Source organism: Bradyrhizobium sp. BRP23 (assembly GCF_020194135.1).
Classification (GTDB): Bacteria; Pseudomonadota; Alphaproteobacteria; order Rhizobiales; family Xanthobacteraceae; genus Bradyrhizobium; species Bradyrhizobium yuanmingense.
This window is the reverse complement of sequence record NZ_JADYVW010000005.1, coordinates 212802-239598: the sequence shown is the minus strand read 5'-3', so window position 1 is coordinate 239598 and position 26797 is coordinate 212802. Positions and strand designations below refer to the sequence as shown.

25 protein-coding genes and 2 tRNA genes are annotated in these 26797 nt (G+C 63.4%); 8 read left to right on the top strand and 19 right to left on the bottom strand.

Going from position 1 to position 26797, the window contains the following annotated elements:
• Nucleotides 1-6: 6 nt before the first annotated feature.
• The 3 genes from I6F24_RS16050 (at nucleotide 7) to I6F24_RS16040 (ending at nucleotide 2868) form a co-directional block, all read left to right on the top strand.
• Entirely contained in the window at nucleotides 7-1320 is a 1314-nt protein-coding gene (locus I6F24_RS16050) for a tetratricopeptide repeat protein (protein ID WP_225144911.1), read from the top strand.
• A 251-nt stretch (nucleotides 1321-1571) separates the two neighbouring features.
• Entirely contained in the window at nucleotides 1572-2150 is a 579-nt protein-coding gene (locus I6F24_RS16045) for a hypothetical protein (RefSeq protein WP_225144912.1), read from the top strand.
• Nucleotides 2151-2565: 415 nt separating this feature from the next.
• Nucleotides 2566-2868, top strand: coding sequence for a hypothetical protein (locus I6F24_RS16040; RefSeq protein WP_036027019.1), 303 nt, complete (start codon nucleotides 2566-2568; stop codon nucleotides 2866-2868).
• Nucleotides 2869-2918: 50 nt separating this feature from the next.
• Here the strand turns inward: I6F24_RS16040 and I6F24_RS16035 are convergent, their stop codons facing one another.
• From I6F24_RS16035 to I6F24_RS15935, 19 genes are all read right to left on the bottom strand, one after another.
• Nucleotides 2919-4190 (bottom strand): NAD(P)/FAD-dependent oxidoreductase, encoded by a 1272-nt coding sequence (locus tag I6F24_RS16035; RefSeq protein ID WP_225150946.1) that lies wholly within the window; start codon nucleotides 4188-4190, stop codon nucleotides 2919-2921.
• A gap of 9 nt (nucleotides 4191-4199) precedes the next feature.
• Nucleotides 4200-4907 (bottom strand): dihydrofolate reductase family protein, encoded by a 708-nt coding sequence (locus I6F24_RS16030; protein WP_225150944.1) that lies wholly within the window; start codon nucleotides 4905-4907, stop codon nucleotides 4200-4202.
• Between the two features lie 19 nt (nucleotides 4908-4926).
• Entirely contained in the window at nucleotides 4927-5589 is a 663-nt protein-coding gene (locus tag I6F24_RS16025) for a heme-binding beta-barrel domain-containing protein (protein WP_225150942.1), read from the bottom strand.
• A gap of 190 nt (nucleotides 5590-5779) precedes the next feature.
• Nucleotides 5780-6028: a hypothetical protein gene (locus I6F24_RS16020; protein ID WP_225113365.1), complete on the bottom strand. Its 249-nt coding sequence runs from the start codon at nucleotides 6026-6028 to the stop codon at nucleotides 5780-5782.
• Between the two features lie 170 nt (nucleotides 6029-6198).
• On the bottom strand, nucleotides 6199-8895 hold the full coding sequence (locus tag I6F24_RS37600) for an EAL domain-containing protein (protein ID WP_276573668.1): 2697 nt from the start codon (nucleotides 8893-8895) through the stop codon (nucleotides 6199-6201).
• 224 nt (nucleotides 8896-9119) lie between these two features.
• Complete coding sequence (locus I6F24_RS16000) at nucleotides 9120-9785, bottom strand: DUF2182 domain-containing protein (protein WP_345944114.1); 666 nt, start codon at nucleotides 9783-9785, stop codon at nucleotides 9120-9122.
• Nucleotides 9786-9959: 174 nt separating this feature from the next.
• Nucleotides 9960-10592 carry a DUF1326 domain-containing protein gene (locus tag I6F24_RS15995; RefSeq protein ID WP_036014350.1) on the bottom strand — a complete coding sequence of 211 codons (633 nt, stop codon included), beginning with the start codon at nucleotides 10590-10592 and terminating at the stop codon, nucleotides 9960-9962.
• 250 nt (nucleotides 10593-10842) lie between these two features.
• Nucleotides 10843-10918, bottom strand: a tRNA-Phe gene (locus I6F24_RS15990).
• 186 nt (nucleotides 10919-11104) lie between these two features.
• Nucleotides 11105-11287, bottom strand: a complete 183-nt coding sequence (gene yacG / locus I6F24_RS15985; protein ID WP_036027000.1) for a DNA gyrase inhibitor YacG — start codon at nucleotides 11285-11287, stop codon at nucleotides 11105-11107.
• A 166-nt stretch (nucleotides 11288-11453) separates the two neighbouring features.
• Nucleotides 11454-12083 carry a Maf-like protein gene (locus tag I6F24_RS15980; protein WP_057027605.1) on the bottom strand — a complete coding sequence of 210 codons (630 nt, stop codon included), beginning with the start codon at nucleotides 12081-12083 and terminating at the stop codon, nucleotides 11454-11456.
• A 154-nt stretch (nucleotides 12084-12237) separates the two neighbouring features.
• Nucleotides 12238-12705, bottom strand: a complete 468-nt coding sequence (locus I6F24_RS15975; protein WP_036026992.1) for an arsenate reductase ArsC — start codon at nucleotides 12703-12705, stop codon at nucleotides 12238-12240.
• Between the two features lie 71 nt (nucleotides 12706-12776).
• Nucleotides 12777-13274: a UPF0262 family protein gene (locus I6F24_RS15970; protein WP_025032375.1), complete on the bottom strand. Its 498-nt coding sequence runs from the start codon at nucleotides 13272-13274 to the stop codon at nucleotides 12777-12779.
• Nucleotides 13271-14566 carry a histidinol dehydrogenase gene (gene hisD, locus I6F24_RS15965; protein ID WP_225126906.1) on the bottom strand — a complete coding sequence of 432 codons (1296 nt, stop codon included), beginning with the start codon at nucleotides 14564-14566 and terminating at the stop codon, nucleotides 13271-13273. Before hisD ends, I6F24_RS15970 begins: the two co-directional genes overlap by 4 nt.
• 139 nt (nucleotides 14567-14705) lie before the next feature.
• Nucleotides 14706-15149 (bottom strand): DUF2948 family protein, encoded by a 444-nt coding sequence (locus I6F24_RS15960; protein ID WP_036014359.1) that lies wholly within the window; start codon nucleotides 15147-15149, stop codon nucleotides 14706-14708.
• Between the two features lie 140 nt (nucleotides 15150-15289).
• Nucleotides 15290-16114, bottom strand: coding sequence for an alpha/beta hydrolase (locus I6F24_RS15955; protein WP_128264893.1), 825 nt, complete (start codon nucleotides 16112-16114; stop codon nucleotides 15290-15292).
• 150 nt (nucleotides 16115-16264) lie between these two features.
• The gene (locus tag I6F24_RS15950) at nucleotides 16265-16774 is read right to left on the bottom strand and encodes a hypothetical protein (RefSeq protein WP_036014365.1); all 510 of its coding nucleotides are present in this window, start codon (nucleotides 16772-16774) and stop codon (nucleotides 16265-16267) included.
• Between the two features lie 191 nt (nucleotides 16775-16965).
• On the bottom strand, nucleotides 16966-17274 hold the full coding sequence (locus I6F24_RS15945) for an EthD family reductase (protein WP_225150940.1): 309 nt from the start codon (nucleotides 17272-17274) through the stop codon (nucleotides 16966-16968).
• 126 nt (nucleotides 17275-17400) lie between these two features.
• Nucleotides 17401-19107 carry an FAD-dependent oxidoreductase gene (locus I6F24_RS15940; protein WP_225151142.1) on the bottom strand — a complete coding sequence of 569 codons (1707 nt, stop codon included), beginning with the start codon at nucleotides 19105-19107 and terminating at the stop codon, nucleotides 17401-17403.
• 39 nt (nucleotides 19108-19146) lie between these two features.
• Nucleotides 19147-19335, bottom strand: coding sequence for a hypothetical protein (locus tag I6F24_RS15935; protein WP_036014369.1), 189 nt, complete (start codon nucleotides 19333-19335; stop codon nucleotides 19147-19149).
• A 317-nt stretch (nucleotides 19336-19652) separates the two neighbouring features.
• Here I6F24_RS15935 and I6F24_RS15930 point away from each other — a divergent pair.
• The 5 genes from I6F24_RS15930 (at nucleotide 19653) to dsr1 (ending at nucleotide 26724) form a co-directional block, all read left to right on the top strand.
• Nucleotides 19653-19727, top strand: a tRNA-Thr gene (locus I6F24_RS15930).
• A 79-nt stretch (nucleotides 19728-19806) separates the two neighbouring features.
• Complete coding sequence (locus I6F24_RS15925) at nucleotides 19807-20157, top strand: RidA family protein (protein WP_225144921.1); 351 nt, start codon at nucleotides 19807-19809, stop codon at nucleotides 20155-20157.
• An 829-nt stretch (nucleotides 20158-20986) separates the two neighbouring features.
• Nucleotides 20987-22144 (top strand): site-specific integrase, encoded by a 1158-nt coding sequence (locus I6F24_RS15920; protein ID WP_225156438.1) that lies wholly within the window; start codon nucleotides 20987-20989, stop codon nucleotides 22142-22144.
• A 212-nt stretch (nucleotides 22145-22356) separates the two neighbouring features.
• A complete protein-coding gene (locus I6F24_RS15915) occupies nucleotides 22357-22773 on the top strand; it encodes a hypothetical protein (RefSeq protein WP_036027439.1) in 417 nt (138 codons plus the stop codon).
• 141 nt (nucleotides 22774-22914) lie between these two features.
• On the top strand, nucleotides 22915-26724 hold the full coding sequence (gene dsr1, locus I6F24_RS15910; RefSeq protein WP_036027441.1) for an anti-phage defense-associated sirtuin Dsr1: 3810 nt from the start codon (nucleotides 22915-22917) through the stop codon (nucleotides 26722-26724).
• The last annotated feature ends 73 nt before the right edge of the window (nucleotides 26725-26797 follow it).

Genomic DNA, 26797 nt, shown 5'->3' with positions numbered 1-26797 from the left:
CCTTCGATGGCGCTTCAAGACCGCTACGGCCTGCCGCTCTCCACCACCTCGCACGAGGCAGCATCCGCCTATCGCGACGGCGTCGACCTCATGCTCGCGGGCTGGACCGGCACGGCGGAGATGCTGGAGCGCGCGATCGCGGCCGATCCTGATTTCGCGCTGGCCCACATCGCCCGCGGCCGCGTGCATGCCTTCTACCAGCAGGGCGATCTCGCGCGGCAAAAGGCGGCACGCGCGCGCGAGCTCGTGGCCGAGCGCGGCAGCGAGCGCGAGCGCTCGCATGTCGAGACGCTGGCGCTCGCGATCGAGGGCCGGCTGCCGGAGGCGATCGCATCGACGCTGAAGCATATCGACGCATGGCCCCGCGACGCATTGGTGCTGTCGCTGCCGCTTGGCGCGTTCGGCCTGTTCGCCTTCTCAGGCATGGCCGATCACGACCGCGCCCGGCACGAGCTCTGCGAATGCGTCGCCCCACATTACGGCGAGGACTGGTGGTTCCTCACCATGTCCGGCTGGGCGATGACGGAGAATGGCGACGTCGCGCGCGGCCGCGCCGTCACCGAGCGCGGCTTCAATCTGCGCCGGGAAAATGCCCACGCCGCGCACGCGGTGCTGCATGCGATGTTCGAGGATGGATCGACCGAGGACGCCGATCGTCTCGTCGACGAATGGCTGCCGGCTTATGACCGCTCCGGAATCCTCCACGGCCATATCCGTTGGCATCAGGCGCTCGGCGCGCTCGAGCATGGCGATGCGGCGCGGGCGCTCGCGATCTATGCCGACGTGCTTCGGCCCACTGCCACGCAGGCGCCGCCGCTCAACGTCATCACCGACAGCGCTTCGCTGCTGTGGCGCCTGTCGATGTACGGTCATGCGGTACCGAAGGCGCTGTGGCAGGAAGCCGACGCCGCCGCGCAAAAACTGTTTCCGAAATCGAGCCTGTCCTTTGCCGACGTCCACATGGCGCTATTCGCAGCCGCGACGCAGAATCGCGAAGCGCTCGCCGCCCGCCTTGCGGCGATCGAGCAGCGGCTGGCCGACGGCAAGCTGCCGGCGGGCCCTGTGGTGCCGGCGATCTTCCGCGCACTCGCGGCTTTCGCCGATGAGGATTACCGGACTTGCGTGCAGATGCTCGCGCCGGTGCTCGGCGAGGTGGTGCGCATCGGCGGCAGCCACGCCCAGCGCGAGCTGATCGAGGACACCTATATCGTCGCGCTCATGCGCAGCGGTGAGCTGCCCCGCGCCCGCGCCGTGCTGGACGCCCGCCTCCACCGCCGCCCCTCCTTCCGCGACAGGCGCTGGCAGGCGGCGATGGGTTAGGTTATTGTTTGAGCATGAGCCTTTCGGAAAATCGCTACGCACTTTTCCGGATCATGCCACGAAAAAAACACCGCCCTGATGGCATGTGCCCGCCGGGATGGATCGGGCGATTTGAACGAATCGCCGTCGGGGTGGCCGTGGTGGTATTCCAGACGGGATTTGCAGCACAAACGGGATCGCAACCAATTTGCGGCTCGATGGCTATGGTGCGGAACTCTTCCGCCATAGCCCTCTGGCTCATGAGCCCGACGATGCGCCTTCGCCGATTGGTCCTCGCCGCGCTGCTCGTGCTTGCGGCAAGTCCTTGTTTTGCCGAGACTTCCAAACCGATTCCGGTCAACAATCCGCCGGCGCGGCCGAACGCCTTCATCGATCTCCTGGCGCTGATGTCCGGCCACTGCAAGACGTTCAGGGTCGCAGGCCGCACCTTCCCGTGCAAGACGGTGGCCTACGCCCATGGCGACACGGGACGGGTCAATTTCGCCGTCGCGGTCGACGATCCCTCCGATGACAGCCACGTGGTGTCGTTCTCCGGCGAGAACGGCAAGCGCGCCGACGACAATTCCTACGAGCTGCGGATCGACCGCGTGCTGCTCAACTCCAAGAACCGCCCCAAGGTCGACGGCCTGCCCGTGCCCGCCGAGCAGACCTCGACCGGCATCTGCCGGCAGACCGGCAACTTCGCCGCCAGAAAGGTGAACGACGTCACCTGCTCGGCGACCGATAGCGAGGGCCGCAAATACGAGCTGCTGTTCGTCTCCGACGGCACGCCGGTCAGCGTGCGCCGCATCCGCCAGTCGGCCCCGTCGATCCAGGACCCGTTCAAGTAGGTCCGTGTCCGCTGGCGTCAACGTGTACGATCGCGCTGATGCCACGCAGCCCTGGCACTGCGCTCAGCTATCACGGTCGTACATTCATCGCAGACAAGGACGCGATCCTCGCTGCGCTCTCCGAGCGACACCGCTTTCCTAATCCGCATCCGTGACAGTTGCGAAAATCTACATGCGCCACTCTCGTGTCCCGGACTCGCACCGCATCGTCGAAGAGACGCTGCGCCGCGTTCGGGGCGCGAGTCGCAGGCCATGCCTCTTCATGCGACGATAGATCGCGCGGCCTTCGCTCGTTCACAAACGTTAACGTGCGTTCATCGGGGAACTGAAAATCTGCGTCGTTTCGACGCCCGCAGTGGCTGGAACGCGCGGGATACTCATGTGTTGTCACACGACCTTCAACTGGAGTGATGACATGAAATATCTCATTGCCGCGATCGCCCTTGGTGCTGCGGCGTTGGCCGGTGGATCGGCGAGCGCGGCCGGCAATACAAGTGCCAAGCAGACCGCGCAGGAAAGCCAAACCACCGACATCAGCGCGCACCGCAGGCATTACCGCCACCATCATCATTGGCGGCATCATCACGGCTATTACCGGCCGTATTACAGGAGCTACGGTTATTACCCGCGGCACCACGGCTATTACGGCGGCGGACCGTACGGCTATTACGGCGGAGGCCCCGGCGTGACGTTCAGCTTCGGCGGCGGCCGCTGGTAAGTTCTGGAGAGACACGCGACGAGAGGCCCGCATCAGATGCGGGCCTCTTTTCATTGTCCCCGAAGGATCATGTCCGCCGTCTCCAGGCCGCTCGCCAGTGCCGCCTCGACCGTGCCCATGTCGCGGCCGCGATAGAGCGCTTCGCCGGAAAACAGCACCAAGCCGTCGCCGCGCGCGAGGATCGCCTGTGCCGCGCGCGTGCGCGGCGTCGCCCACGAATAGGCGCCGCGCGCGAACGGATCATGCGCCCAGTTAGTCGCGGCGGACGCCACCAGCTCGCGCACGATGTGATCGCGCGGCAGGCCGAAGATTGCGGCGAGCGAGCCGAGCCCGGCATCGATCAATGCTCGCGCGTCGAGGCTTTCCAGCTCGGCCGTGCGGGGGCCACCGAACCAGCCCGTCAGCACGGGATGCTGGTCAGGATAGCGCGTCCACCAGACCGGGATCGCCTCATCCGACAGCAGGAAGGTCATGTCCGCAAGGTCTTCCTTGCGCTCGCGCCACCATGGCCGCGCGAAGCGCAGCAGGATCTTGATGACGTTGCCAAAGCCGATGTCGTCGACAGCAGCCAGCTTGGCACGCGCGCCTGCCGGTAGCGCGATCTCGCGCAGCAGCGGCAGCGGCACGGTGAGGATCATGCGGTCGCAGGCGTGCACGTCGCCGCCGGCGCAGCGAACGATCACCGCGCCGCCCTCCTCCGCAATCGCCGACACAACGCTGCCGAGGCGGATGGTGACGCCCTGCCTGCGGCAGTCGGCCGCCAGGAAATCGATCATCGCGCCGTAGCCGCCTTCGATGCGCGCCTGCGGAGCGTGCCCGCCGTCCATCCATTCCGCGCGCAGCGCCAGCGTGGAGGCGCGTTCGGGATCGGCCGCGTCATAGCCTTCGACCATCCGCTCGATCGAATGGCGCAGCGGCGCGTAATTGTCGCCTGCAAAATGCCGGCGCAGGAAGTCGGCGACCGTGAGGTCGTCCTTCAAGTCCGCCAGCTTGGCCTGAAGCTCCGCTTCATGGGGATCGTCGCGCTCGCGCGTGAGCTTCGTCCCGTCAAAGCGCCACTGCTCGCCTTCGATCTCCTGAAGCGACAGGCCGGCTTCGCGCAGCAATGCGCGGGTGACCGGCGCCTCGCCATGGACGAACTCGGCGCCGCCGTCGGCGGCATAGCCGAACTGCGAGGCCGGCAGCGGATGAATGCGGCCGCCGCAGCGCTGGCGCGCCTCCAGGATCGTCACCTTGCGCCCGGCACGCGCCAGCTCGCGCGCCGCCATCAGGCCGGCCGCGCCGGCGCCGACGATGACGATGTGCTCGGACGGATCGGACATGGCCGCGCCTTACCGGCTCACGGCTTGCGGGTCGTTCTGGATCAGATAGCGCAGCAGCAGGACGCCGCCGCCGAGCTCGCGCGTGCTCTCCAGCGTCATCGCGGCGATCGGCGCGCGCCGGTCGCTGTCCGCCTCGGTGGAATCGAACACGAACGGGGCGCCCTTTGCGCCGTCGATCGCAGGGCTGAGGATCAGGTTGAATTCGTCGATGAGGCCGGCGCGCAGGAACGCGCCGTTGGCGACGCCGCCGCCCTCGACCAGCAGGCGCTTCACGCCGAGCTCGCGGCTGAGAATGTCCAGCGTCAGTGCGAGGTCGATCTCGGATTTGCCGGCAAAGATGTAGGACACGCCCTCGCCGCGGAGGCCAGCGAGATGCGAATCCGGGACATTCTCGGTCAGCACGACGACGATCGGATCGCCGCCGATCTCCGCGCGCCCCCAACCGATCTTGCCCTCGGCATCGAGCACGACGCCGTAGGTCTTCGCATCGCACCGGGCGAACCAGTTTTCGCGCGGAACTTTCGCGTCTGTCGGGGGATAGGGCCTGCCCTTGGCGAACTCCGAACCCGTGACGCGACCGATCACCCAAGCATCGCCGCCGAGCTCATCGTGGATCTTCTCGAACCAGTCCGTACCCGCGCCCTTCGGACGCCAGCGGCTGGGATGCGTGCGGCCGTCGAGGCTGGAGTGCATCAGGCAGATGACATACGGTTTCATGCAATCCTCAGGGCAGCGCTCAGGCCGCGGGTCCACCGCGCGCGGCACGATCGTTCACGATCGCCGCCAGCGGATTGAGCCTGGGTGGCGCTATGAGCTGGAGCGTGTTGGTGTCGTGGTGATTGAACGGCGCGCCGCGCACGAACAACTCGGTCTGGATCAGATAGGTCCAGCTGCCGTCGTCGTTGAAGGTGATGTCGCAGCGGTAAGCATCGGTGCGAAAGGCCTGCTCCAGAAAATTGGTCGAGCAGATCCCGTAGGCGGTGTCGCCGCGCTTGGCGGTGACCGAGATCGTCTTGTCGTCAGGCCCGGCCTTGCCCGAGGCCAGCAGCACCTGCCCGCGCGGGATCGCCAGCGTCTGCATGATCAGCCCGGTCGCCGGCTCCCACAGCCAATAGCCGACCTGGTCGTGGAAGGTGATGTCTTCCTCGGGCGTGTTGATGTGGATGTGGTAGCGCAGCCCGTATAGCAGCTGCGGCCCGTTGGCCTGCGGATCGATCGGATCCATGCGGATGTGCTCGATGAAGGTCCGCCGCTCCGGCCCTTCCGCCTTCGGATTGATGTCGATGCCCTTGTCCGCCTGCCAGGTGCCGGCAAGACGCCGAAGCGGGCCGAGATTGGCCAGGCCGTCGGGCGAGACGTCCTCGGGTTCGGTGAAGATATCGGCGGGAATGGGGAGCATGGCGGCCTCGCGGGGGTGCAGAGACCAGCCATAACACGGGCAGGCGGCGGCCTGAATTCAACTGTTAGCGGCACAGCGTCGGAGGCATTCGAGCCATGCGAGGATGCGCATTGCATCCCGCGCCCGCCTCTGGCGCTGCAGCCGGGCCGGTTGACGAAGACGCCGAGGCTGGCGCGCCCCCGCGACCGCTTCAAGCCGCTTCCGACACCGATCTCGCACGCTGCTCGAGCACGCCGATCGTCGCGACCAGATTGTCGCGCCGGGCGCGAAGGTTGGCCGCGAGAAGCGGGTAGGTCGGCTGAACCGGGTCGAACACCCCGGCGCGCGCCTCTTCCTCGAGAATGTCGGTATTAATCAGCCGAACGCGCCACCATAGATCGGCGATCAACGCGTCGAGCCGGAGTTCGTCAACAGCACCAGAACGGGACACTTCCTGCATCACTTGCCTCAACCTGAAACGGCCTCTCCACCGAGGCCCGGGCTTGGATCAGGACTGAGCAAGGGGAGTGCCAGGACGGGCGCAGGCTTCCGAACCGGCAATTGAGGAACGCTCTTCGGCCGAAGGGGCTGCAGTGGCGAGGCATGATGAAAACGCCTGAGGCATTGACCTCACGCCACCCGCCGTTTCCGGCGCGCCGTGGGGGCTTGCCAGGAGAGGCTTGCAAGCGGCACGGGCTTGCTGAAGTGAAATCCCTGGCCGAGCGGGATGCCGAGTGATTGGAGCCGTCTGACCTGTTCGGAGGACTCGACCCCCTCGGCGACGATCGACAGCTTCAGCGTCTTTGCCAGCTGCACGATGGATTTCAGCACGGCGACGGTCTCGCAGCGATCGATCCTGTCGATGAAGGATTTGTCGATCTTGACCTTGTCGAAAGGAAAGGCCGTCAAATAGGACAACGACGAGTATCCGACACCGAAATCGTCGAGGGCAATGGAGACGCCGAGCGCCTTGAGGCGCTGGAGCGTCCTGAGGTTCTCCTCGGTGTCGGCGAGAAATACGCTTTCGGTGATCTCGAGCTCGAGCCGGGTCTGCGGAAGCCCGCTCTGCGTCAACGCAAAGGTCACGGTGTCGACGAGATTGGCGCTGGCAAATTGCAGGGCGGAGAGATTGACAGCGACCTTGATGTCGCCCGGCATGCTCATCGCATCGCGGCAGGCCCTGGCGAGCACCTGGTGGCCGAGCTCGACGATCAGTCCCCCCGCCTCGGCAACCGCAATGAACTCCGCCGGAGGGACGTAGCCCCTGGTGGCGTGATGCCAGCGCGCCAGGGCCTCGACCGATTTTACCCGACCAGTGCCGAGCTCGATCACAGGCTGATAAAACAGCTCTATCTCCTCACGCCAGATCGCTTCACGCAGCTCGATCTCGAGCACGTTGCGTTGATCCGCTTCCGCCTTGAGCTCCGGTGAATAGACGTGGAAGCAGTTTCTGCCGGCATTCTTTGACCTGTAGAGCGCAAGATCGGCGTTGCGAAGGATCTCGTCGACCCGCGTGCCGTGCTCGGGCACGAGCGCAAGGCCAATGCTACAGCCGCTCACGACGGGGTGGCCATCGATGTGAAAGGGTTCGGCAATGGCCTCGACCAGCCGCGCGGCCAGGCTTTCAGCGCCGTCGCGCATCGCGGCCCCGCCGGGTGCGACGATGACGGCAAATTCATCGCCGCCGATTCGCGCCGCCGTATCGGCATCACGGATCTGCGCCTTGATCCGGTCGGCAACCTGCTTCAGCAACGCGTCGCCGCATTGGTGGCCGAGCGCATCATTGACCGACTTGAACTTGTCGAGATCGAGCAGGAGTACGGCGAACGCGGGCTCCGGCCGGCGCGGGCGGGCCAGCGCCTCGTCGATGCGCTCCTTGAACAGGTTGCGATTGGCAAGGCCGGTCAGGCTGTCGTAATGCGCGAGCCGCTCGATGCGGTCCGCCGACGCCTTGCGCTCGGTGATGTCCTCATGCGTGGCAACCCAGCCGCCGCCCTCGCGCCGGCCGTACGAGATGTAGACGACCCGTCCGTCCGGAAACTGCACGGTGTTCGAGATCTGCTCCGACTGGGCGAGCCGGTTCTTCAAATCGACGAGGTACGCTTCGACGTCGAGCACGGCGGTCTGCTTCGCGAACACCTCCCGGAAGTCCATGCCGATCCGGATGTCTTCCGGCACGAGGTCGTAAAGTTCGAGCCATTGCCGGTTGAACGCGATCAGACGGTCGCGGCCATCGAACATGCTCAAGCCCTGGGGGAGGTTCCTGAGCGCATCCTCGAACTTGCTGGCGAAATCGCGCCGCTCGCGGTGGGCGCGATCCAGCGCCTGCTGCCGTCGCCAATGAAATGTCGTCGCGGCGAGGATGATGAACGTGAGCAGCACCGCGCCGCCGAGATAGACCTTCTGCCTGAAGGCGGAGCGGGAATAGATCTCCTGCTCCGAAATGCCGACGGTGAAGATGAGCGGAAACGCACGCGACCTGCGCGCCGTGATCAGTCGGTCGCTGCGGTCCGGTCGGTTCTCGTTCCAATATTGCGCATAGAAGCCGTCGCCCAGTTCGCCCGCGACGCGGCTCGGCGCGCTTTGTCCCAGCACTGACCCCTGGTCCACGCCCCGGGCGGCGAGCACGACGTGGCTCGCATTCCTGAGCACCAGCGTTCCTCCGACGCCGAGCTTTGCGGTGTCGTAGAACCTGCCGACGACGTCGACGCTGATCGAGCCGACAACCACGCCGACCCGATTGCCGGCGAGATCGAACAGCTTTCTCGCGAGCTGTATCGTCCACTTTTTGGACGCGCGGCCCAGCACCGGCTTCGCCACGTAAAGGCGATCGTCGACCTGCGACATGGTATGAATGAAGTGCTCGCGATCACCGAGATAAAGCGGCGGACCGGAATAGCCCGCCGTCGTCTCGATCATGTATCCGTCCGATCCGATCAGAGCGAACTGGACCACGTCGCCGGTGGCGAGGCGGGCCTTGTCGGACCAGAACTTCAGGCTGAAGGCCTGCGGATCCTGGGCGTAGAGTGCCTGTACCACCAGCAACGACTGATCCACGCGCTCGAAGATGCGCTCGGTGTTCTCCTCGAACAATTCGGCGACGCTGTTGCCGTGCGACCGCGCTTGCTGGATCGCATCCATCCGCTCGGAGGCGGTAATTGCGAAATAGCCGATCCAGACTAGCGGCAGAAAGAACAATGCGATCTGCAGCGGAGCATTCCGCAGGATCGCTCTTCCGGCTTTGCGGACTGCCCCTGCGGGAATCACGACGCGCCCCCCCCGCTTCAGCCGCCAGGGCAGAACTGCGCTCGCCCGCAGTATTGGCATCGCCTTGTCTCCGCCTCGACCGCACAGGGACACCCGGAACCGAAGGCGGCGCGCGGGTGCTGTTCGTGGCGCAAAGCTAGTTGAAACAGCCTTAAGTTTCTGTTTTGAGGAAGCTCAATTCTTAGCTCAAAGCATCCGTATCATCACGGAGGCCGGCCGGTTTTGAGCAATTAAGCCGGTGGGCATATCGCAAGCGGCACATTTTAACCGTCTTTGGACCGCTTTCACATCGCGCGCGCAAGAACGATCGTGCCGGACAGGATGAGGAGCGCGCCTGCCGCATAACTCAATCGTTGGCCGAACGGCAGCAGCTTCTCGGCGGCCACATAGAGCGCGATGCCGATGATCCAGGCCAGGTTCATCACGCCGCCGACGAACAGCAATACCATCAGAAACCAGCAGCAGCCGACGCAGTAGCTGCCGTGGCGAAGTCCCATCCGGAATGCGCCGCGCGTGCCGGGCCGCCAATATCGACTGAGAAACAACAGCGGACTGTCGCAGTAACGGAGGCAGGCCTGTTTGAGCGGCGTGAACTGATAGAGCCCTGCTGCAATCAGCACGCCGCCGCCCAGAATCGCGCTGGTGCTTGCCATCGCCATCGACAACAACCCGAAGCGTTCGAATGCTCCTTGCACCAGGACCGCAGCGAGACTGAACCCGGCCCACGTCACGAGATAACCGGCGAGAAAGATCCAGCTATCGATTGCGGCGCGGGAGGCAGCCTCCTGCCTTCGCTTGACGGTCGCATACAGGAGAACGGTGGGCACCGCGCTCGGCGCCATCATCGCGATCATCATCACCCACCACATCACGAACAGCAGCGCGCCATAGAACGGCGTCCACGGCATCGGCGCCATGTCCGGCATGTCGGCCATCATCTCGGTGTCCATGCCGGCGCCCGCAGCGAGATAGGCCCAGGCGAGCGCGACCACTGCGGCGGTCCCGATCGCGACGATCAGCCGGTCGCGGTGGAGCAAGTGTTCGAGTATCGAGCGCTCCTGCATCGACTTGTCCATGGCGAAGAGGAGCTGACACCGAGATCTCGTGTCGGTGTCAGCGCCGCATCACGCCGCAACGCCCTTGGGCGTCTGCACGACATTGGCGAGCGAGCTATGCGTAGCGCGGGTCTCGAACCGGATCGCGCCGGTCGAGCGGATGTCGGCGGATGCGACCTCGGCCGCCCGATGTTCGAACCCTTCGGGCATGACCACCTGGATGCGGTGCGGATCACCGGTCACCGGATTCTTGATCGGCTCGACATCGGTCTCGAGCACGCCCTTGGCGACGAGTCTTGCGACGCGTCCGTCCTTGTCGAAGGAGAATTCGAACGGCACAAACACGGGATCATGGATCTTGGTGACGATCATGCTGACGATCTGGAACAGCGTGCCTTCGGCCGAATGCTTACCGGAGAAGATATCGAACAACGCCTGTCGCTGCTCCGCCGTGGCGCGTTCGTCGATGATGGGCTGGATTGTCCCGTTGCCCTCATGCAGCGGCCCGGGGAAATCGACCGTGATCGCAAAGCAGAGACCATCGAGCCTGGTCCCTTCGAAATGTCCCTTGGCGATCCGCATGGCGACCAATCCCTTGCAATAGCCTTGGGTCGGCCGTGCGTTGAAATCGCAGGGGCAGCCGAACGCACAGGTGCAGTTCTTCATCCATTCGCCTTCGAGACGCCAGTCCGATGCAGCCATGGCACATCTCCTGATGTGAGCGGGGACGCGGCAGCCGTTGGCGAATTTGTTCAGCGTTCTTGTCGAAGCAATGCGAAATGGCGCGAGCGGGATCGAGGTCCGATCAGAAGGCCGGCATCGCAGAAAAGTATGGTGGCGAGCTGCCGTTTACCGTCGGAGGATCATATCAGCGGCCGCCGGCTACGTATAGCGGACGAGGGTAGTGGCTCGGGGGCAGCTACAGCTCGGGGGATATTCGATGTCAGGGAAATGGTGCCCAGGGGCGGAATCGAACCACCGACACTGCGATTTTCAGTCGCATGCTCTACCAACTGAGCTACCTGGGCGTGCTCCAAGAGAGGGGCCAAAGCCCATCGAGCGGGCGGTTTATAGTGGGCTCGAGGCGGCCTGTCCACCCGGCTTCGCCAAGTGGCTGCGCCGGGCGCGGCCCGTCTGTGCACAAGATCGGGCGGGGTTGCTGCGGCTGCTGCTCGGCGCTTCAGCGAGGCAATTAAAGCTTTGATACAGCTCGATTATTCGACGTCGTCGGTTTCGTCGTCGCGGCCGGGGATGACGTAGGAGCCCTTCAGCCAGCGGTTCAGGTCGACGTCGCGACAGCGCGAGGAGCAGAACGGACGGGTGGCCTGCGTCTGCGGCTTGCCGCAGATCGGGCAGGTTTTGAGCGGGCCGGTGGGCTTGTTGACCTGGTCGTCCATGGATGTCGGCAGCTTACACGGGGTGACGGGGTTCAAGAGCCTGCCCGGAAACGGGTTCCTGGCGCAGCCGCGCATGCGCCGCGGCGCGGACCCGGCAGGGCCATTCTACTGTGCATGGGGTTGTTTTCGAGGTTTTTGTCGGCGCGGCCCTTGGGCTCACTTGGGCTCACACCGCGGTGGTATTGAGCCAGCCGAAGCGGATCGGAAAGCCCTCGCCGCCGAGCAGCGTCGTGGTCTCGTACAGCGGCAGGCCGACGACGTTGGTGTAGGACCCCACCATCTTGACCACGAAGGATCCGGCGATGCCCTGCACGGCGTAGCCGCCGGCTTTGCCGCGCCATTCGCCGGAGCCGATATAGGCCTGGATGTCGTCCTCGGACAGGCGCTTGAAGCGCACGCGCGTCTCGACCAGACGCTGGCGGAAAGCCTCGCGCGGCGTGACCAGGCAGATCGCGGTGTAGACGCGGTGGTTGCGGCCCGACAGCAGCCGCAGGCACTGCGCGGCCTCGTCGACCAGATTGGCCTTGGGCAGGATGCGGCGGCCGACCGCCACCACTGTATCGGCGGCGAGGATGAAGGCGCCGCGCAGCTCGTCGTCGAGCTGCACGGATTTCAGCGCAGCGTCGGCCTTGGCCCTGGCCAGCCGGTTGGCGCAGGCGCGCGGCAGCTCGCCCCGCTTCGGCGTCTCGTCGACGTCGGCCGGCCGGAGCGCATCCGGCTCGATGCCGGCCTGGTTGAGCAGCGACAGCCGACGCGGCGAGCCGGAGGCAAGTACGAATTTGGGGCGGCCAAGCATCAGGTGATTTGGAAGATGAGGCAGGGGTGAATTGCGCGCGGAACCTATCGGAAGGGGGCTGATTTCACAACCCGGGAACCGGAGTTTGGTGATTCGAGGTATCCGCCACGGCTGTGCCTGCTCTCTGTGACGCGGGTGTTACGGAGGGCCGATGCTACCCGCTCGCCGCGCCGACCTTGGCGAAGCGCCGCCGGATGCGCATCAGGAGCTGATCGCAGACCTCGCGATAGGCAGCTAACTTCTGGTCGCGGCTGCCTTCGATGGTGGTGGGATCCTGCGTCGGCCAGTATTCGACCTCGGCCGCGAGCGTTCGCGTCAGCTCCAGCGCCTTGTGATGCGCCTCGGGCGAGAGCGTGATGATGAGGTCGAAATTCAGTCCCTCCCAATCCTCCAGCTCCTCGAAGGTCTGCGGCTTGTGGCCGGAGATGTCCTGGCCGAGCTCGCCCATCACGGCGACGGCGAAGGGATCGAGCTCGCCCTTCTTGGTGCCGGCCGACTTCACATAGAGCCCTTGCGGAAACATGTGCTGCAACAGGCTCGCGGCCATCGGCGAGCGCACGCTGTTCATCGCACAGGCGAACAGCACCGACTGAGGATCGCGTGCGCGTGGCGGATCCGCCATCGCGCTCAGCCTCTTTTGATAGAGGGCATGGCCTTGTCGGAAAACCGCTGCACACTTTTCCGGGCCATGCCCTAACCCTTCCAGTGCAGGACTGTAATGAGCGTGAACAGCCGGCGCGAGGTCTCGAAGTCGACCCGCACCTTGCCTTTCAGCCGCTCCTGCAGCGTGCGCGATCCTTCGTCATGGATGCCGCGGCGGCCCATGTCGATGGCCTCGATCTTGTCGGGGGTCGCGGTGCGGATCGCCTGGTAATAGCTGTCGCAGATCATGAAATAGTCCTTCACGATCCGCCGGAACGGCGTCAGCGACAACAGATGCGCGACCACGGGCGTGCCGTCCTCGCGGCGGATGTCGAACATCAGCCGGTTGCCGGTGATGCCGATATGCAGCGTGAACGGGCCCTTGCCGTCCGCACCCTCGGGCGCAAACAGGTTCTGCTCGATCAGATCGTAGATCGCGATCGCCCGCTCGTGCTCGATGTCGGGCCCGGAACGGCCAATCGATTCCTCGTCGAGCGTGACGCCGACGATGCGATTAGTTGAGTCGTCCTGTGCGGGCGGCTTTGTCATGACAGATTGAGGCGCAATCCAATCGAGCGGGAATGGGCGTCCAGCCCCTCCGCCTTGCCGAGCGTCATCGCGGCAGGTCCCAGCGCACGCAATTGGTCGGGCCCGCATTTCAGGATCGAGGTGCGCTTCATGAAGTCGTGCACCGAGAGCCCGGAGGAAAACCGCGCCGAGCGCGCCGTCGGCAGCACGTGGTTGGAGCCGCCGACATAATCGCCGATCGCTTCGGGCGTGTGCGGTCCGAGGAACACCGCGCCGGCATTGCGGATCTTCGCCGCGAGCGCGTCGGGATCGACGGTCATGATCTCGAGATGCTCGGCCGCGATGGCGTCGGCAAGCGGGACGGCGTCGCCCAGGTTCTTCACCATGATGACGGCGCCGAAATCGGCCCAGGACGCGCTGGCGATCGCGGCGCGTGGCAGCGTCTTCAGCTGCGCCTCGACCGCCTTTTCGACGTCGGCGGCAAGGCGCGCCGAGTCCGTGATCAGGATCGACTGCGCGCTGGAATCGTGCTCGGCCTGCGCCAAGAGGTCAGCGGCGATCCAATCGGCGTTGCCGGTGTCGTCGGCAATGACGAGCACCTCCGAGGGGCCGGCGATCATGTCGATACCGACCTTGCCGAACACCAGCCGCTTGGCGGCAGCGACATAGGCATTACCGGGGCCGACGATCTTGGCGACCGGCGCGATGGTCGCGGTGCCGTGCGCGAGCGCGGCCACCGCCTGCGCACCACCGACACGGTAGATCTCGGTGACGCCGCCGAGATGGGCGGCCGCCAGGACCAGCGGATTGAGCTTGCCGTCCGGCGAGGGCACCACCATCACGAGGCGCGACACGCCGGCGACTTTCGCCGGCACGGCATTCATCAGCACCGATGACGGATAGGCCGCCGTGCCGCCGGGGACGTAGAGGCCGGCGGATTCGATTGCGGTGTAGCGCCAGCCAAGCTCGACGCCGAGCGGATCGGTGAAGCGCTCGTCCTTCGGCAGCTGGCGGCGGTGATAGGTCTCGATACGGTCGCGCGCAAGCTCGAGCGCATCCAGCGTCGCAGGCTCGCAGGCCTTCACGGCGGCCTGGATCTCGGCGGCGGAGACGCGCAAGGAGGATGCGTCCAGCCTCAAGCGGTCGAACTTGGCCGTCGCCTCGAGCAGGGCGGCGTCGCCACGCTTGGCCACGTCGTCGACGATCGCGCGCGCGGCGGCCTCGACGTCGGCCGACGCCTCGCGCTTGGCGGCGAGGAAGGCGGCGAATCGCTGGTCGAAATCGGCGCTGCTGCGGTCGAGGCGAACGGGCATGTTTCGCTTGGCTTCCGGCTGGTCTTGAGGGGCGGGTCGGCGCACCAGGTCCCCTGCTCAATGGCGCGGCGGGGAAGCTGCGTCAACCCTCGGCAGATGCCATCCCAGCCAGGGCCCATTCGGCTGGTATACGGCCTCTTCAGCCCTCCCCCTGGACTCCAGTGCCCAGCGTGTCGGCCCCGAGGTCGGTCAGCTCGCATTCCAGACACTCGACGTCCAGGCGGATGGCGCCGCCCTGGGCGAACAAAAGCAGGGCGCTGCCGCCGGGCTCCTCGGCGCGGCCGTCCCGGGGGTGAAATTCAATGCCGACGAGATCCAGGATCTTGTCCGGCGCGGCGAGGTCAATGTTGCGCGACTTGCAGGCGAGCACACGGTCGAAACGGAGCGCTGCGACCAGCCGGCGCGGCTCGGTCTCGCCCTCCAAGGTCTGCTCCCAGTCCAGCCGGCTCATTCCGACCACAAGCCGTTTCTCGCCCTGCCGCCAAATGATATCGGAAGCCTGGACGCGGGCGTCCTGGACATGGGTCGAGATCACGGCGAGGTCGTCGGCGTCGAGAGCGATCAGTTTGAGCTGGGGCGACATCGCCGCGCCTCTCCTTGAGTGGACGGGGCTCAACGCGCGCGAGCCCCGAAATTTCCACACAAGTTAAGCCCTCGTCCGGCTCGCCGCTACGCGGCGAGCCACCCATTCCCACAACAAGGGAGGGTGAGAGTCGTGAAACCTCACTCCCTGAAGAACGCCAGGAGATCCGCGTTGATCGTCTCGGCATGCGTGGTCGGCATGCCGTGGGGGAATCCCTTGTAGGTCTTCAGGATGCCTTTCTTGAGCAGCTTGGCCGAGAGCGGCGCCGAGTCCGCGTATGGCACGATCTGGTCGTCGTCGCCATGCATCACCAGCACCGGGACGTTGATCTTCTTCAGATCCTCAGTGAAATCGGTTTGCGAGAACGCGACGATGCCGTCGTAATGCGCTTTCGCGCCACCCATCATGCCCTGGCGCCACCAGTTCTCGATCACCGCTTCCAGCGGTTTTGCGCCGGGGCGGTTGTAGCCGTAGAACGGGCCGGCGGCGATGTCGCGGTAGAAGGCCGAGCGGCCGGCGGCAAGCTGGGCCTGGAAATCGTCGAACACGCTCTTCGGCAGGCCTCCGGGATTGGCTGCGGTCTGCACCATCAGCGGCGGCACCGCGGAGAGGATCGCGGCCTTCGCGACGCGGCTCTCGCCGTGACGGGCGATGTAGTGCACGACCTCGCCGCCGCCGGTGGAATGGCCGACATGGAGGGCGTTCTTGAGGTCGAGATGCGCGGTGAGCGCGGCGAGATCGTCGGCATAATGATCCATGTCGTGGCCGTCGGCGACCTGCGCCGAGCGGCCGTGGCCGCGGCGGTCATGGGCGATGACGCGATAGCCGCGCGTGACGAAGTACATCATCTGCGCGTCCCAATCGTCCGAGGACAGCGGCCAGCCATGGCTGAACACGATCGGCTGGCCCGAGCCCCAGTCCTTGTAGAAGATCTCGACGCCGTCTTTGGTGGTGATGGTGGGCATGGTGGGGCTCCTTTCAATGAGAGACGTCATTCCGGGACGCGCGTCAGCGCGAACCCGGAATCTGGAGATTGATAAATCGGGATTCTCTGGTGCGCGATTGCGCACCAGAGTTTATCGCTGTGCGATGGCCGGAATGACGAGAGGGGCCAATCAGGCAAACGCCAGGGGCTTGTAGCGGCGCCAGGCGCCGATGGTCAGCACGACGAAGAACACCAGCACGATGCCCTGCACCACGGCGAAGACCGGCCCCGATGGCGGCGCCGGGGGCACGGCGGGCGCGAGCGCGGCAAGTGCGGGCACCTTGAGGAACGACTGGATCACCAGCACGAAGACGTTGAAATAGAGCGAGATCATCGCGGTGACGATGTAGACCGGGCGCCAGACGCCGCCGAGCTTCATGCCGTAGAGCGCGAAACAGGCAATCGCGAGCAGCACCAGCGAGATGATGCCGATGATGTGCGAGGGCAGCAGCTCCTTGAATGGAAACAGGAAACCAGTCGCGCTGGTGAGAATGGTGAACAGCAGGAAGATCGCAGTCAGGCCCGGCATCGACTTCGAGCCAAGCAGGCCGAACATCACGACAAGCCCGGCGACGATGGCAATCAGGCTGATGATGACATGGATCAGCGTAAGGGCGGGCAGGCTTAAGCCAAGCACCATGACATCTCTCCTACTCTCGGCGTTGAGGTGACTAGAATAGTATTACGGTCCTCATCGGATTACCACCTGCGTTGTCGTCACATGCATGAGCGCAGCCATGCGTCATCGTGCGAAATCGAAAAACGCATGGCTGAACTTTTTGCAGCGCTGTCACAAACGACGGCAGGCTTTCGACGAAAGTTGAATCGAACTCACACGTTCTTGGTATCGAAGATCAGGATGTCGGCACCGCCGCTGGCGAATTTCGGCACGTCGGCGCCGGTTGCCTTGCCTTCCGGGCTGCCAAAGGCGGCCTGAACGTCGGCCACGCTGTCGAAGGTGAGGATGGCGACGAGATGGATTCCGGAAGGGCCTGCGGGAGATGCGACCGGCCCTTTACTGACGGCGTAGTTCTTCAGGCCGGGAAGTTTCTTGGCGAGTGGAATGTGCGTCTCGGCATAGTACTTGTCGAAGGCGGCAGCATCCTTGGGTGTCTTGTAGAGCACGACGACTTCAGCCATTTGGTCCTCCCGTTGAATCGTTGTTTTTTCCGCGCGCGATTTGCCTCGCGACGAGGGGATAGTCACGCATTGCGCAGCAAGATGACAAGCCGGATTTGGCTTGCCATTGCCTTGCCTTGTCCTTGACTAAAGCGCCGGTTTTGCGGCGTCGCCGAGATAGCCATGCAGGGAGGCAACGACCTGCGCGCCCTCGCCGATGGCGCCGCCGACGCGCTTGACCGAGCCGGAGCGGACGTCGCCGACGGCGTAGACGCCGGGCACGGAGGTCTCCAGCGGCGCCACCAGCTTGCCCTGGTTCTGCTCCGACTGCGCGCCCGTGACCACGAAGCCGCCGCGATCGAGCGTCACGCCGCAACCGTCGAGCCAGGACGTGGCGGGATCGGCGCCGACGAACAGGAAGAGATTGCGGATGTCGGCGGAATCCTCGTCATCCGAGAGCCGGCTCTTCCAGCGGATGCGCCGCAGCAGCGAGGCCTCGTCGCCCTCGAGCGCGGTGATCTCGGTGTTGAACATCAGTTCGATGTTCGGAGTCGCTTCGATGCGCTCGATGAGATAGCGCGACATGCTGGCGCCAAGGCCGCCGCCGCGGATGATCATCAACACGCGTTTGGCATGGCCCGACAGGAACACGGCCGCCTGGCCAGCCGAATTACCGGCGCCGACCAGAGCCACCTCCTCGCCGGCGCAGAGTCGCGCCTCCACGGGCGATGCCCAGTACCAGACGCCGCGGCCCTCGAACTTGTCGAGGTTGGCGATATGGGGACGGCGGTAGCGCGCGCCGCTGGCGACCACCACCGAACGGGAGCGCAAGGTCTCGCCGCAATCCAGCGCCAGCGCGAAGGTGCCGTTGGCGCGCGAGCAATCCAGCGAGCTCACCGACATCGGAATCATGATGTCGGCGCCGAACTTCTGCGCCTGGGTGAAGGCGCGGCCCGCCAGCGCCTGGCCGGAGATGCCGGTCGGGAAGCCCAGATAGTTCTCGATGCGCGCGCTGGCGCCGGCTTGGCCGCCAAAGGCGCGGGTGTCGACGACCGCGACCGAGAGACCTTCGGACGCCGCATAGACCGCGGTCGCGAGCCCCGCCGGCCCGCAGCCGACGATGGCGACATCGTAGATACGGTCGTCCTTGGCCCCGCCAATCATGCCGATGGCGCGGCCGAGCTCGGTCTCGCTGGGATTGCGCAGCACCGTGCCGCCGGCCGTGACGACGAGCGGCCAATCCTCCGGCTTCGGCGAATAGCGCGCGATCAGTTCGGCGGCGTCATGCTCGCTCTCGGGATCGAGCAGATGATGCGGCTGGCCATTGCGGGTGAGAAAGCCCTGCAGGCGCACCACGCCCGCGGAGTTCGAGGGCCCGATCAGCACGGGGCCGCCGATGCCGCCCTGGATCAGATTGACCCGGCGCAGGATCAGCGCGCGCATGATGCGCTCGCCAAGCTCGGCTTCGGCCACCAGCAGCGCGCGCAGCCGGTCCGGCGGGACGAGCAGCACCTCGACATTGCCTTCGGCGCGGCCGTCGACCAGCGCCGGCCTGCCCGAGAGCTGGCCAAGCTCGGCCAGAAATTGACCCGGCCCCTGATCGATCACCGGAGTGACGTGACCGAGACCGTCGCGCTGGGTGATGGCGACGTGGCCCGCCAGCACCACGAACATGCCGGGCCCGGGCTTGCCGGTCTCGAACAGCAACTCGCCGTCCGCATAGGTGCGGATTTCGCCGAAGTGCCTGATCCGTTCGATCTCGGCGGGCGTCAGCGCCGGAAAGGTCTGCTCGGGGCGGGTGAACCGCAACAGCTGCGCATCACGGTCGGTTCGTTGTGTTTCGTCCTGCCCCATGGCCACTGCATGCACTCCAAAATTTCCAGCCGCCGGCGTTCAACGAGAGGTCTTACCGGCGGCCCCCTCATTTAGGGAACCATCGTCGTTCTGCGAGGGGTCGGTGCTTGCGGCGCGTTCGCGCGCCTGCAACTTCCGCCGCTTCAGGTTTTCGCGCAGCGCCGATTTCAGCCGGTCGTCCCGGGACGCCCTCGGCTGCCTCGCGCTCTTGTCAGTCTCGTCGCCCATCGCGGCTCCATCACAGCAACCGGCCACAGGATGCCATCGAAGTGTGGCAGCTCAAGAGGGTGAGGCGATAGGACCCTTGCGAAACGCGAGATGGATCGAATCCGGCTCCCCGGCCAACTGACCAGTTGGGCAGGGATACCAGACCGTGAATCGGCGTGAACTCGGTCGTTTCGCGCGAAAACGGGCATTTTGACGCCGATATCGGGCCGATTTTCTCGTTTTGGCGGGGCTAGCAAGCTTGCACAGGAGGGGGGCTTGTGGCAGATATCGGCCCGCTTGGTAGGCCCCTCGGGCGGCCGATTCTTGTCCCAGCACATGCTGCCGTAGCTCAGTGGTAGAGCACTCCATTGGTAATGGAGAGGTCGACAGTTCAATCCTGTCTGGCAGCACCAGCTTTCCTCACCGACGCGAGCCGTGTTGAACCAAGCCTTGTGCCTGGCCAGCGCGCCCGCAACACCCATGGATGCGATCGTGATCACACGCTCCCTGCCCTATGAAGGACTGCTCCACGAGATCGTCGAGCACAATGGCGTGCTCTATCTCGGCGGCATCGTCCCTGAAGATGCCGGGCTCGACATGGCGGGCCAGGCCGAGGATGTGCTGCGCCAGTTGAGGACCCTGCTCGAGGGAGCCGGCTCCGATCTGTCCTGCGTTCTGCAGGTGACGATCTTCGTGGCCGACCTCACGGAGAAGGCCGCGTTCAACCAGGTGTGGAAGCGCTATTTCACTGCGGAGCATCTGCCGGCGCGGGCCGCGATCGGCGTTGCGGATCTCGGCCCGGGCGTCAAGCTGGAGCTGACGGCGATCGCCGCGCGCCGCTGATCCTCACGGGCGAGAAGAGCAAGCTCGGTCGTTTCGTCAGTCTTCCACACATGGCTTGGCATTCTCGCGGCCCGAAACGCCCGAGTTTTGCTCGTTTCCTTGTCCCTCTTCTATGAAGAGGGCGCAGGGAAGGCCGGGTGCCGGCTGGCACCCACGGTCCGCTGTGCGACAGCACACGCAGAAAACTGCACAGCGGCATACAGGTGAAGCCCAACACACGGCCTTCCCTGCGCAGTGGTTTGACGGCTTATGCCTGCTCTCCCCGGAGCCGAGTTCCTTCTGGCCTCCGTCACCTCGCGAATTGACGATGCCTCAAGGCCCGGTTGAGCCCAGATGCATCTCCGCAAGGTTTGACCGTAGCAACGACGGTCAGGACCACACGTCTATATTTTGGCATTCGGTGAAACACGCCGAAACTAAGAATGTGCTTTAAAACAAGCACTTTTCGACTACCCTGATGCGGGCTGTTTCAGCGGGCTTCACCAAAACAAGGGCCCGGCCCTAAGACTTTCAGCGTCCGCACGACAAACTGAAAGCCTCGAAGCCGAGCCCTTTGGTCCCAAGCCTTAGGAGCCGAAACCAGATGGATACTACCACTGTCCCCTCCCCCGCCGGCAAGCGGGGCCGCAATAGCAGCGTCATTCTGACCGACCGGCTGTGCGAGAGGCGAGTCGCCCAGCGGACGAAGTTTTACGACCGCAAATGCCCCGGCCTCTACGTGAGCATCACGACCGCCCGGGTTGCGACCTTCTCCTTCAAGTTCACCGACAGGCAGACCGGCAAGCAGCGCACCGGCTGGCTGGGCCTCTACAATCCGGAGACTTTCACGGTGGAGGACGCCCGCAGCAAGGTCTACGGCCTCAAGGCCATGGGCGGCGACGCCCTCGCCGAGACCTTCCGGGACCAGAAGGCCACGAAGGCCAAGCGCGGCAAGACCGTCGCTGAGATCATCGACGAGCGCATCAAATGGATGCAGACGCCGGTCAAGAAGCCGGACGGCGAAATGCGGCCGCGGCTGGAAAGCTGGGAGAACACGGCGAGCCATCTCAACCGCTTTCTCCGCCCCCGCCTCGGCAAGAAGCTGGCCATGGAGGTCACCAAGCACGACATCGCCACGTTGTCGAACGACATTGTGGCAGGCAAGTTCGGCAAGCCCTCCGTCAGCAACGCCCGCCATATGCGGAAAGCAGCCTCCGGCCTGTTCAACTGGGCCGCAGAGGCAGGGCGCGACTACGTGACTGCCAGCCCCTGCGTAAATCTGCCCAAGCTCGACCCGGAGCATCCCCGCACCCGCGTCCTGTCCGAAGACGAGATCAGGACCTTCTGGCATGGGCTGGATCGCGACGACCTCCCCTATGACCGCCGGACCCGGTTGGCGCTCAAGTTCGAGTTGGTCACGATGCTCCGCTCACGCGAGTTGCTCGGCGCGCAGCGAGATGAGCTGTTCGACCTCGACGGCGAGCATCCGCGCTTCGATGTCCCGCTCAAGCGGGTTAAGAAGCGGCGGGTGATCCAGCAGCCACTCTCTGATCTGGCGATCGAGATCATCAATGAGGCCCTGGCCTCGGCTGATCAGCAGTTTGTCTTCGAGAGTCCCATGTACAAGGGCCAGCCGATCCACCGCAAGGCTATGGCTGATGCGCTGCGCGGCACCAAACACGAGAAGAACAAGGATAAGACCAAGACCGCCGGCCTCTGCGAGCTGCTTGGCCTGAGGCGGTTCACGCCGCACGATTTGAGGCGGACGGCGGCAACGCTCGCGGGCGACCTGGGCTTTGACGATTCCGCCATTGCCAAGTGCCTCGATCATGCCGCCAGCAAGAAATCGGAGCAGATCGTGCCGACCGTTACCGGCAAGGTCTACAATCACTCCAAGCGGATGAAGGAGAAGCGCGCAGTGTTGGATGGTGTTGCCAGTGAGCTGCGGCGGATCATCGGCAAGCCGGTAAAACCCGCCGCGCAGGCAGGGCTGATGCTCGCGGCTTGACCAACCCGCCGATCTTGGACGATTGCAACCGGGCGGCGCACCTCGCCGCCCGCCCTCGGAACAGTGGCGAGCCGTTAGCTCGGAAGCGGCCGGCCGACAGAGTCCACCCCCCTCTAACTCGGAAGAGCCGGTGGAAATCGAGAATTACCGCTGGACTCGGACACCCGCTCTGGTCGTAGCATGAGGCTGCCGCAAGCGGAGGACGGGATTTCATGGTCACGATTGCAGAAGGCGTGGCTGCCGCCACGACCGGATTGAACTTCGCGAAAGATTTGCTCGGTCTAAAAAAGATCTACGAGGATGCCGAATTAAAGCTCAACATCGCCAGTTTGAACGAAGCGCTCGCGAAAGCGAAGACCGCGCTATCGGATGCCGAGAAACTCTTGCGCGCAAAAGACACAGAGATCGCGGAGCTAAAGAAGAATTTCGAGTTCAGAGGGACGCTAATCGAAATGCGCGGTTATAAGTACGAAAAGGGTGCGGACGGAAAACCCACCGGCTTCGCGTTCTGTCAGCGGTGCGAGCAAGAAGGAAAACTCCACCGGTTAACCAAATCGCACCGGCCACAGTATTTCACCTGTCCTAACTGCGCTCGGGACTTCAAGGGTGGCGTCACGCAGTATCGGTGATTTGGATATTAGGCGATCACACCCGCGCGCCGTGTCAATTTTGCTTCGATTCGGGAAGCAGAAGTTGCCAAGGGCCCCCCGCACGCTGGCTGCCTCAATCCCGAGTTTTCCTGCTTGTTTATAGTGCACGATTGAAAACTCATGCAATTTATCGCTAACGGGCCCGATATTCCCGACTCCCTCTTGCAAGCACATGAAGAAGGCCGGGTTGTATTTTTCTGCGGAGCGGGAATTTCCTATCCTGCTGGCTTGCCGGGATTCAAAGGCTTGGTAGACGACGTCTACAAACGTGTAGGCATCAGCCGCTTGGCTATTGAACAGGACGCCTACGATCGCAATCAATTCGATGCCACTCTCGATCTGTTGGAGCGCCGACTCCCTGGAAATCGGATCGCTGTTCGACAGAAGCTGATGGAAGCTTTGAAACCCAATTGGCGCCGCAAAGGCGCCACCGATACTCATGACGCGCTTCTTGAATTAGCTCGTTGCCGTGATGGCTCGCTCCGTCTTGTGACCACAAATTTTGACCGCATATTTGAGCGAGTGGGAAAACGCCCCGGTAAAGCCTTTGAGCCCTACGCCGCTCCCATGCTCCCTATACCGAAAAACAGCCGATGGAATGGCTTAGTCTATCTGCACGGCTTGCTACCGCTTAAACCGGACGATACCTCTCTTCACCGACTGGTACTAACTAGTGGCGATTTTGGCCTTGCATACCTGACTGAACGATGGGCGGCTCGTTTTGTCGGCGAGTTGTTTCGAAACTATATCGTTTGCTTCGTCGGATACAGCATCAACGATCCGGTCTTGCGTTACATGATGGACGCGCTGGCTGCTGATCGGCTGCTCGGCGAATTTACGCCGCAAGCGTACGCTTTTGGCGATTATGAGACCGGACACGAGCACGCAAAGACGGTAGAATGGGCTGCTAAGGGTGTCACGCCCATCCTTTACGAAGTCCGTGCGGGCAGTCACTCGGCGTTGCACGACACCCTAAAATCGTGGGCAGCCACCTATCGCGGTGGCACACTAGGCAAGGAGCAGATTGTCGTTGCGCACGCTCTTGCACGTCCTTCTGGTAGCACTCGGCAAGACGACTTCGTAGGTCGAATGCTCTGGGCACTATCGGACGAGTCGGGGATGCCAGCGAAGAGATTCGCAGACTTCAATCCCGTGCCGACGCTCGAATGGTTGGAGGCGTTCTCAGATCAACGCTACCTGCACCGCGACCTACCCCGCTTCGGGGTTCCGCCGCGCCAAGATGTGGATGATAAGCTCCGCTTCAGCTTGATCCAGCGCCCTGCGCCTTATCGGTACGCACCACTGATGACACTAGTGTCCGGTGGCGCTGGCGGCAGCCAATGGGACGATGTGATGTTCCATCTAGCCCGATGGTTGGCCCGCCATTTGAACGATCCCGGATTGATCCTTTGGGTAGCACAGCGCGGCGGGCAATTGCACGAGCGCTGGGCGTGGCAGATCGAACATCAATTGAACCATTTTGCCCAGTTACTTCGTGAGGGACGGATCGCCGAACTAGACGATATCCGCGCTCAGTCGCCCAATGCCATTCCCGGTCCGCTCTTACAGATTGTCTGGCGGCTACTTCTTACAGGGCACGTGAAAGCGACATGGCGCGACCTAGACTTTTACCGCTGGAAAGATCGGCTGAAACGCGACGGACTGACAACAGCGCTGCGGCTCCAACTGCGCGAGCTACTGTCGCCGAAAGTGAAGTTGAAAAAGCCTTTCCGGTGGGGATCAGAAGAGGACGCGGGGGAGCCGACCAGTATTAAGCAGCTCGTGGACTGGGAGCTTGTGCTCGCTGCTGACCACGTCAGATCGTCCATTCGTGACCTGACAGACGATCAATGGCGAGGCGCGTTGCCCACCCTTTTGGATGATCTTCAGCAGTTACTTCGCGACGCCCTGGACTTACTGCGGGAGCTGGGCGAAGCCGACGACCGAGATGACCGTTCGTTCTGGGATCTACCATCGGTCACGCCACATTGGCAGAACCGGGGCTTCCGCGACTGGGTGATCTTGATCGAATTGTTGCGTGATGCATGGGTTGAAGCCTACAAATCCACACCTGATCGCGCCCGGTCTACAGCCGCCGCCTGGTTCAACATACCTTATCCAACATTCAAGCGATTAGCGTTGTTTGCAGCCAGTCATAATGACGCTGTCGATTCTGAGACGTGGGTCCGGTGGTTAGTATCAGATGATCAATGGTGGCTCTGGTCCGGGGGGACGAAGCGCGAAACGATGAGATTACTCGTGCTTCAAGGATCGACGCTTTCGCCGGAAGCTAGAGAAACACTAGAAACGGCAATTTTAGCCGGACCGCCGCGTAAAATGTATCGAGAGGGCCTCGCGCCTGAGGATTGGGACTCAATAGTAGAGGACGCAATTTGGCTACGTCTTGCCAAGCTCCGCGAGGGCGGCAGTGCGCTAGGGCAAGACGCATCCTTGCGTCTCGACAGCTTGACGGTCGCAGAGCCTCGTCGCCGGCTTGCAAGCAACGAACGGGACGAATTTTCGCACTGGATGAGTGGGACGGGGGATCCCGACTTTGAATCAAGGCGGAGGATCGACATAGCCCCTCGTAAACGGGCAGATCTCGTCCAATGGCTCAAGCACGCACAGCCAAAGACGTCTTCCCTTTATGATGAAGACACATGGTTAGATGTCTGCCGAACTCGGTTCTTTCATAGCCTACTTGCCTTATGCGACCTGGCCAATGAGGGTATTTGGCCTGTTGCACGTTGGCGAGAAGCGCTCCAAGCATGGAGTGACGCAAATTTACTGTCGCGGTCGTGGCGATATGGGGCGCCGTTAGTGCAAAGGATGCCTGACGAAACCATGCGGGAAATCTCTCATAGCCTCACGTGGTGGATGAGGGCAGTCTCGAAGAGCGCTGCCCCACATGAGGGAATTCTGCTCGACCTTTGTAAACGCTCACTTGCAATGCCCTCAAACTCCGATGCAGATGGCAAGGATCCAGGCAATGAGCCGGTAACGGACGCCATCAATCACCCGGTCGGTCACGTCGCAGAAGCACTGCTTGACCTTTGGTTCGAACGCAAACCCAACGACAATGAAGGGCTACCTCACGACATCGAGCCGCTTTTCACAGCGATGTGCGAGGTCGGAGTGGTGCGCTTTCGGCACGGACGCGTGCTACTCGCGTCACGTTTGATCGCATTATTTCGGGTGGATCGCCCATGGACCGAGAAGTATCTGCTGCCACATTTTGACTGGGATCGTAATCCGATTGAAGCAAGGTCAGCCTGGGAAGGATTTCTCTGGTCACCTCGGCTGTACCGACCACTTCTTATTGCCTTCAAACGACAATTCCTGTCCACGGCACACCACTTTGAAAGTCTTGGCGATCACGGCCGACAATATGCGGCATTTCTCACCTACGCCGCCTTGGACCCGGCGGACGGCTACACGTCCGAAGATTTCCAAGATGCAGTTGGCGCTTTGCCTGCAGAGGGCTTGTTAGAGGTGGTGCAGGCCCTCACGCAAGCGCTCGGCGGTGCTGGTGCGCAGCGGGAGGATTATTGGAAAAATCGAATTCAGCCGTTCTGGCAACAAATCTGGCCCAAGTCGCGCGACCTCGCGTCGGGTAGTATTTCCGAGTCGCTCGCAATTATGTGTGTTGCGGGGGAAGATATCTTTCCCTCCGTGCTGGCAGTTGTCGCCGACTGGCTGGGTCCGATCGAACATCCCCACTATGCAGTGCATCGGCTTCATACAACTGGGCTGTGCACGCGCTTTCCAGAGGCTGCGCTACGCTTGCTCGCCGCAATCTTGTCGGATCAGTTCTGGGCACCCACAGATCTAAGAGATTGCTTGGATGCCATAGGACAGGCCAAGCCTTCTTTGCGCAGCGACTATCGATATCAGCGGCTAACTGAGTACGCACGACGGCGCAACCATTAGCTCAAGGAATTCTGAGGCTATGCGCTGCTGCGCTGATAAGAGTCTCCGGCGATCGAATTGATCAGGCTTACCG

Coding starts and splice junctions, on each gene's coding strand:
- I6F24_RS16050 (WP_225144911.1), top strand. CDS start 7: ATGGCGCTTCAAGACCGCTACGGCCTGCCGCTCTCCACCACCTCGCAC.
- I6F24_RS16045 (WP_225144912.1), top strand. CDS start 1,572: ATGCGCCTTCGCCGATTGGTCCTCGCCGCGCTGCTCGTGCTTGCGGCA.
- I6F24_RS16040 (WP_036027019.1), top strand. CDS start 2,566: ATGAAATATCTCATTGCCGCGATCGCCCTTGGTGCTGCGGCGTTGGCC.
- I6F24_RS16035 (WP_225150946.1), bottom strand. CDS start 4,190: ATGTCCGATCCGTCCGAGCACATCGTCATCGTCGGCGCCGGCGCGGCC.
- I6F24_RS16030 (WP_225150944.1), bottom strand. CDS start 4,907: ATGAAACCGTATGTCATCTGCCTGATGCACTCCAGCCTCGACGGCCGC.
- I6F24_RS16025 (WP_225150942.1), bottom strand. CDS start 5,589: ATGCTCCCCATTCCCGCCGATATCTTCACCGAACCCGAGGACGTCTCG.
- I6F24_RS16020 (WP_225113365.1), bottom strand. CDS start 6,028: ATGCAGGAAGTGTCCCGTTCTGGTGCTGTTGACGAACTCCGGCTCGAC.
- I6F24_RS37600 (WP_276573668.1), bottom strand. CDS start 8,895: ATGCCAATACTGCGGGCGAGCGCAGTTCTGCCCTGGCGGCTGAAGCGG.
- I6F24_RS16000 (WP_345944114.1), bottom strand. CDS start 9,785: ATGGACACCGAGATGATGGCCGACATGCCGGACATGGCGCCGATGCCG.
- I6F24_RS15995 (WP_036014350.1), bottom strand. CDS start 10,592: ATGGCTGCATCGGACTGGCGTCTCGAAGGCGAATGGATGAAGAACTGC.
- yacG (WP_036027000.1), bottom strand. CDS start 11,287: ATGGACGACCAGGTCAACAAGCCCACCGGCCCGCTCAAAACCTGCCCG.
- I6F24_RS15980 (WP_057027605.1), bottom strand. CDS start 12,083: ATGCTTGGCCGCCCCAAATTCGTACTTGCCTCCGGCTCGCCGCGTCGG.
- I6F24_RS15975 (WP_036026992.1), bottom strand. CDS start 12,705: ATGGCGGATCCGCCACGCGCACGCGATCCTCAGTCGGTGCTGTTCGCC.
- I6F24_RS15970 (WP_025032375.1), bottom strand. CDS start 13,274: ATGACAAAGCCGCCCGCACAGGACGACTCAACTAATCGCATCGTCGGC.
- hisD (WP_225126906.1), bottom strand. CDS start 14,566: ATGCCCGTTCGCCTCGACCGCAGCAGCGCCGATTTCGACCAGCGATTC.
- I6F24_RS15960 (WP_036014359.1), bottom strand. CDS start 15,149: ATGTCGCCCCAGCTCAAACTGATCGCTCTCGACGCCGACGACCTCGCC.
- I6F24_RS15955 (WP_128264893.1), bottom strand. CDS start 16,114: ATGCCCACCATCACCACCAAAGACGGCGTCGAGATCTTCTACAAGGAC.
- I6F24_RS15950 (WP_036014365.1), bottom strand. CDS start 16,774: ATGGTGCTTGGCTTAAGCCTGCCCGCCCTTACGCTGATCCATGTCATC.
- I6F24_RS15945 (WP_225150940.1), bottom strand. CDS start 17,274: ATGGCTGAAGTCGTCGTGCTCTACAAGACACCCAAGGATGCTGCCGCC.
- I6F24_RS15940 (WP_225151142.1), bottom strand. CDS start 19,107: ATGGGGCAGGACGAAACACAACGAACCGACCGTGATGCGCAGCTGTTG.
- I6F24_RS15935 (WP_036014369.1), bottom strand. CDS start 19,335: ATGGGCGACGAGACTGACAAGAGCGCGAGGCAGCCGAGGGCGTCCCGG.
- I6F24_RS15915 (WP_036027439.1), top strand. CDS start 22,357: ATGGTCACGATTGCAGAAGGCGTGGCTGCCGCCACGACCGGATTGAAC.
- dsr1 (WP_036027441.1), top strand. CDS start 22,915: ATGCAATTTATCGCTAACGGGCCCGATATTCCCGACTCCCTCTTGCAA.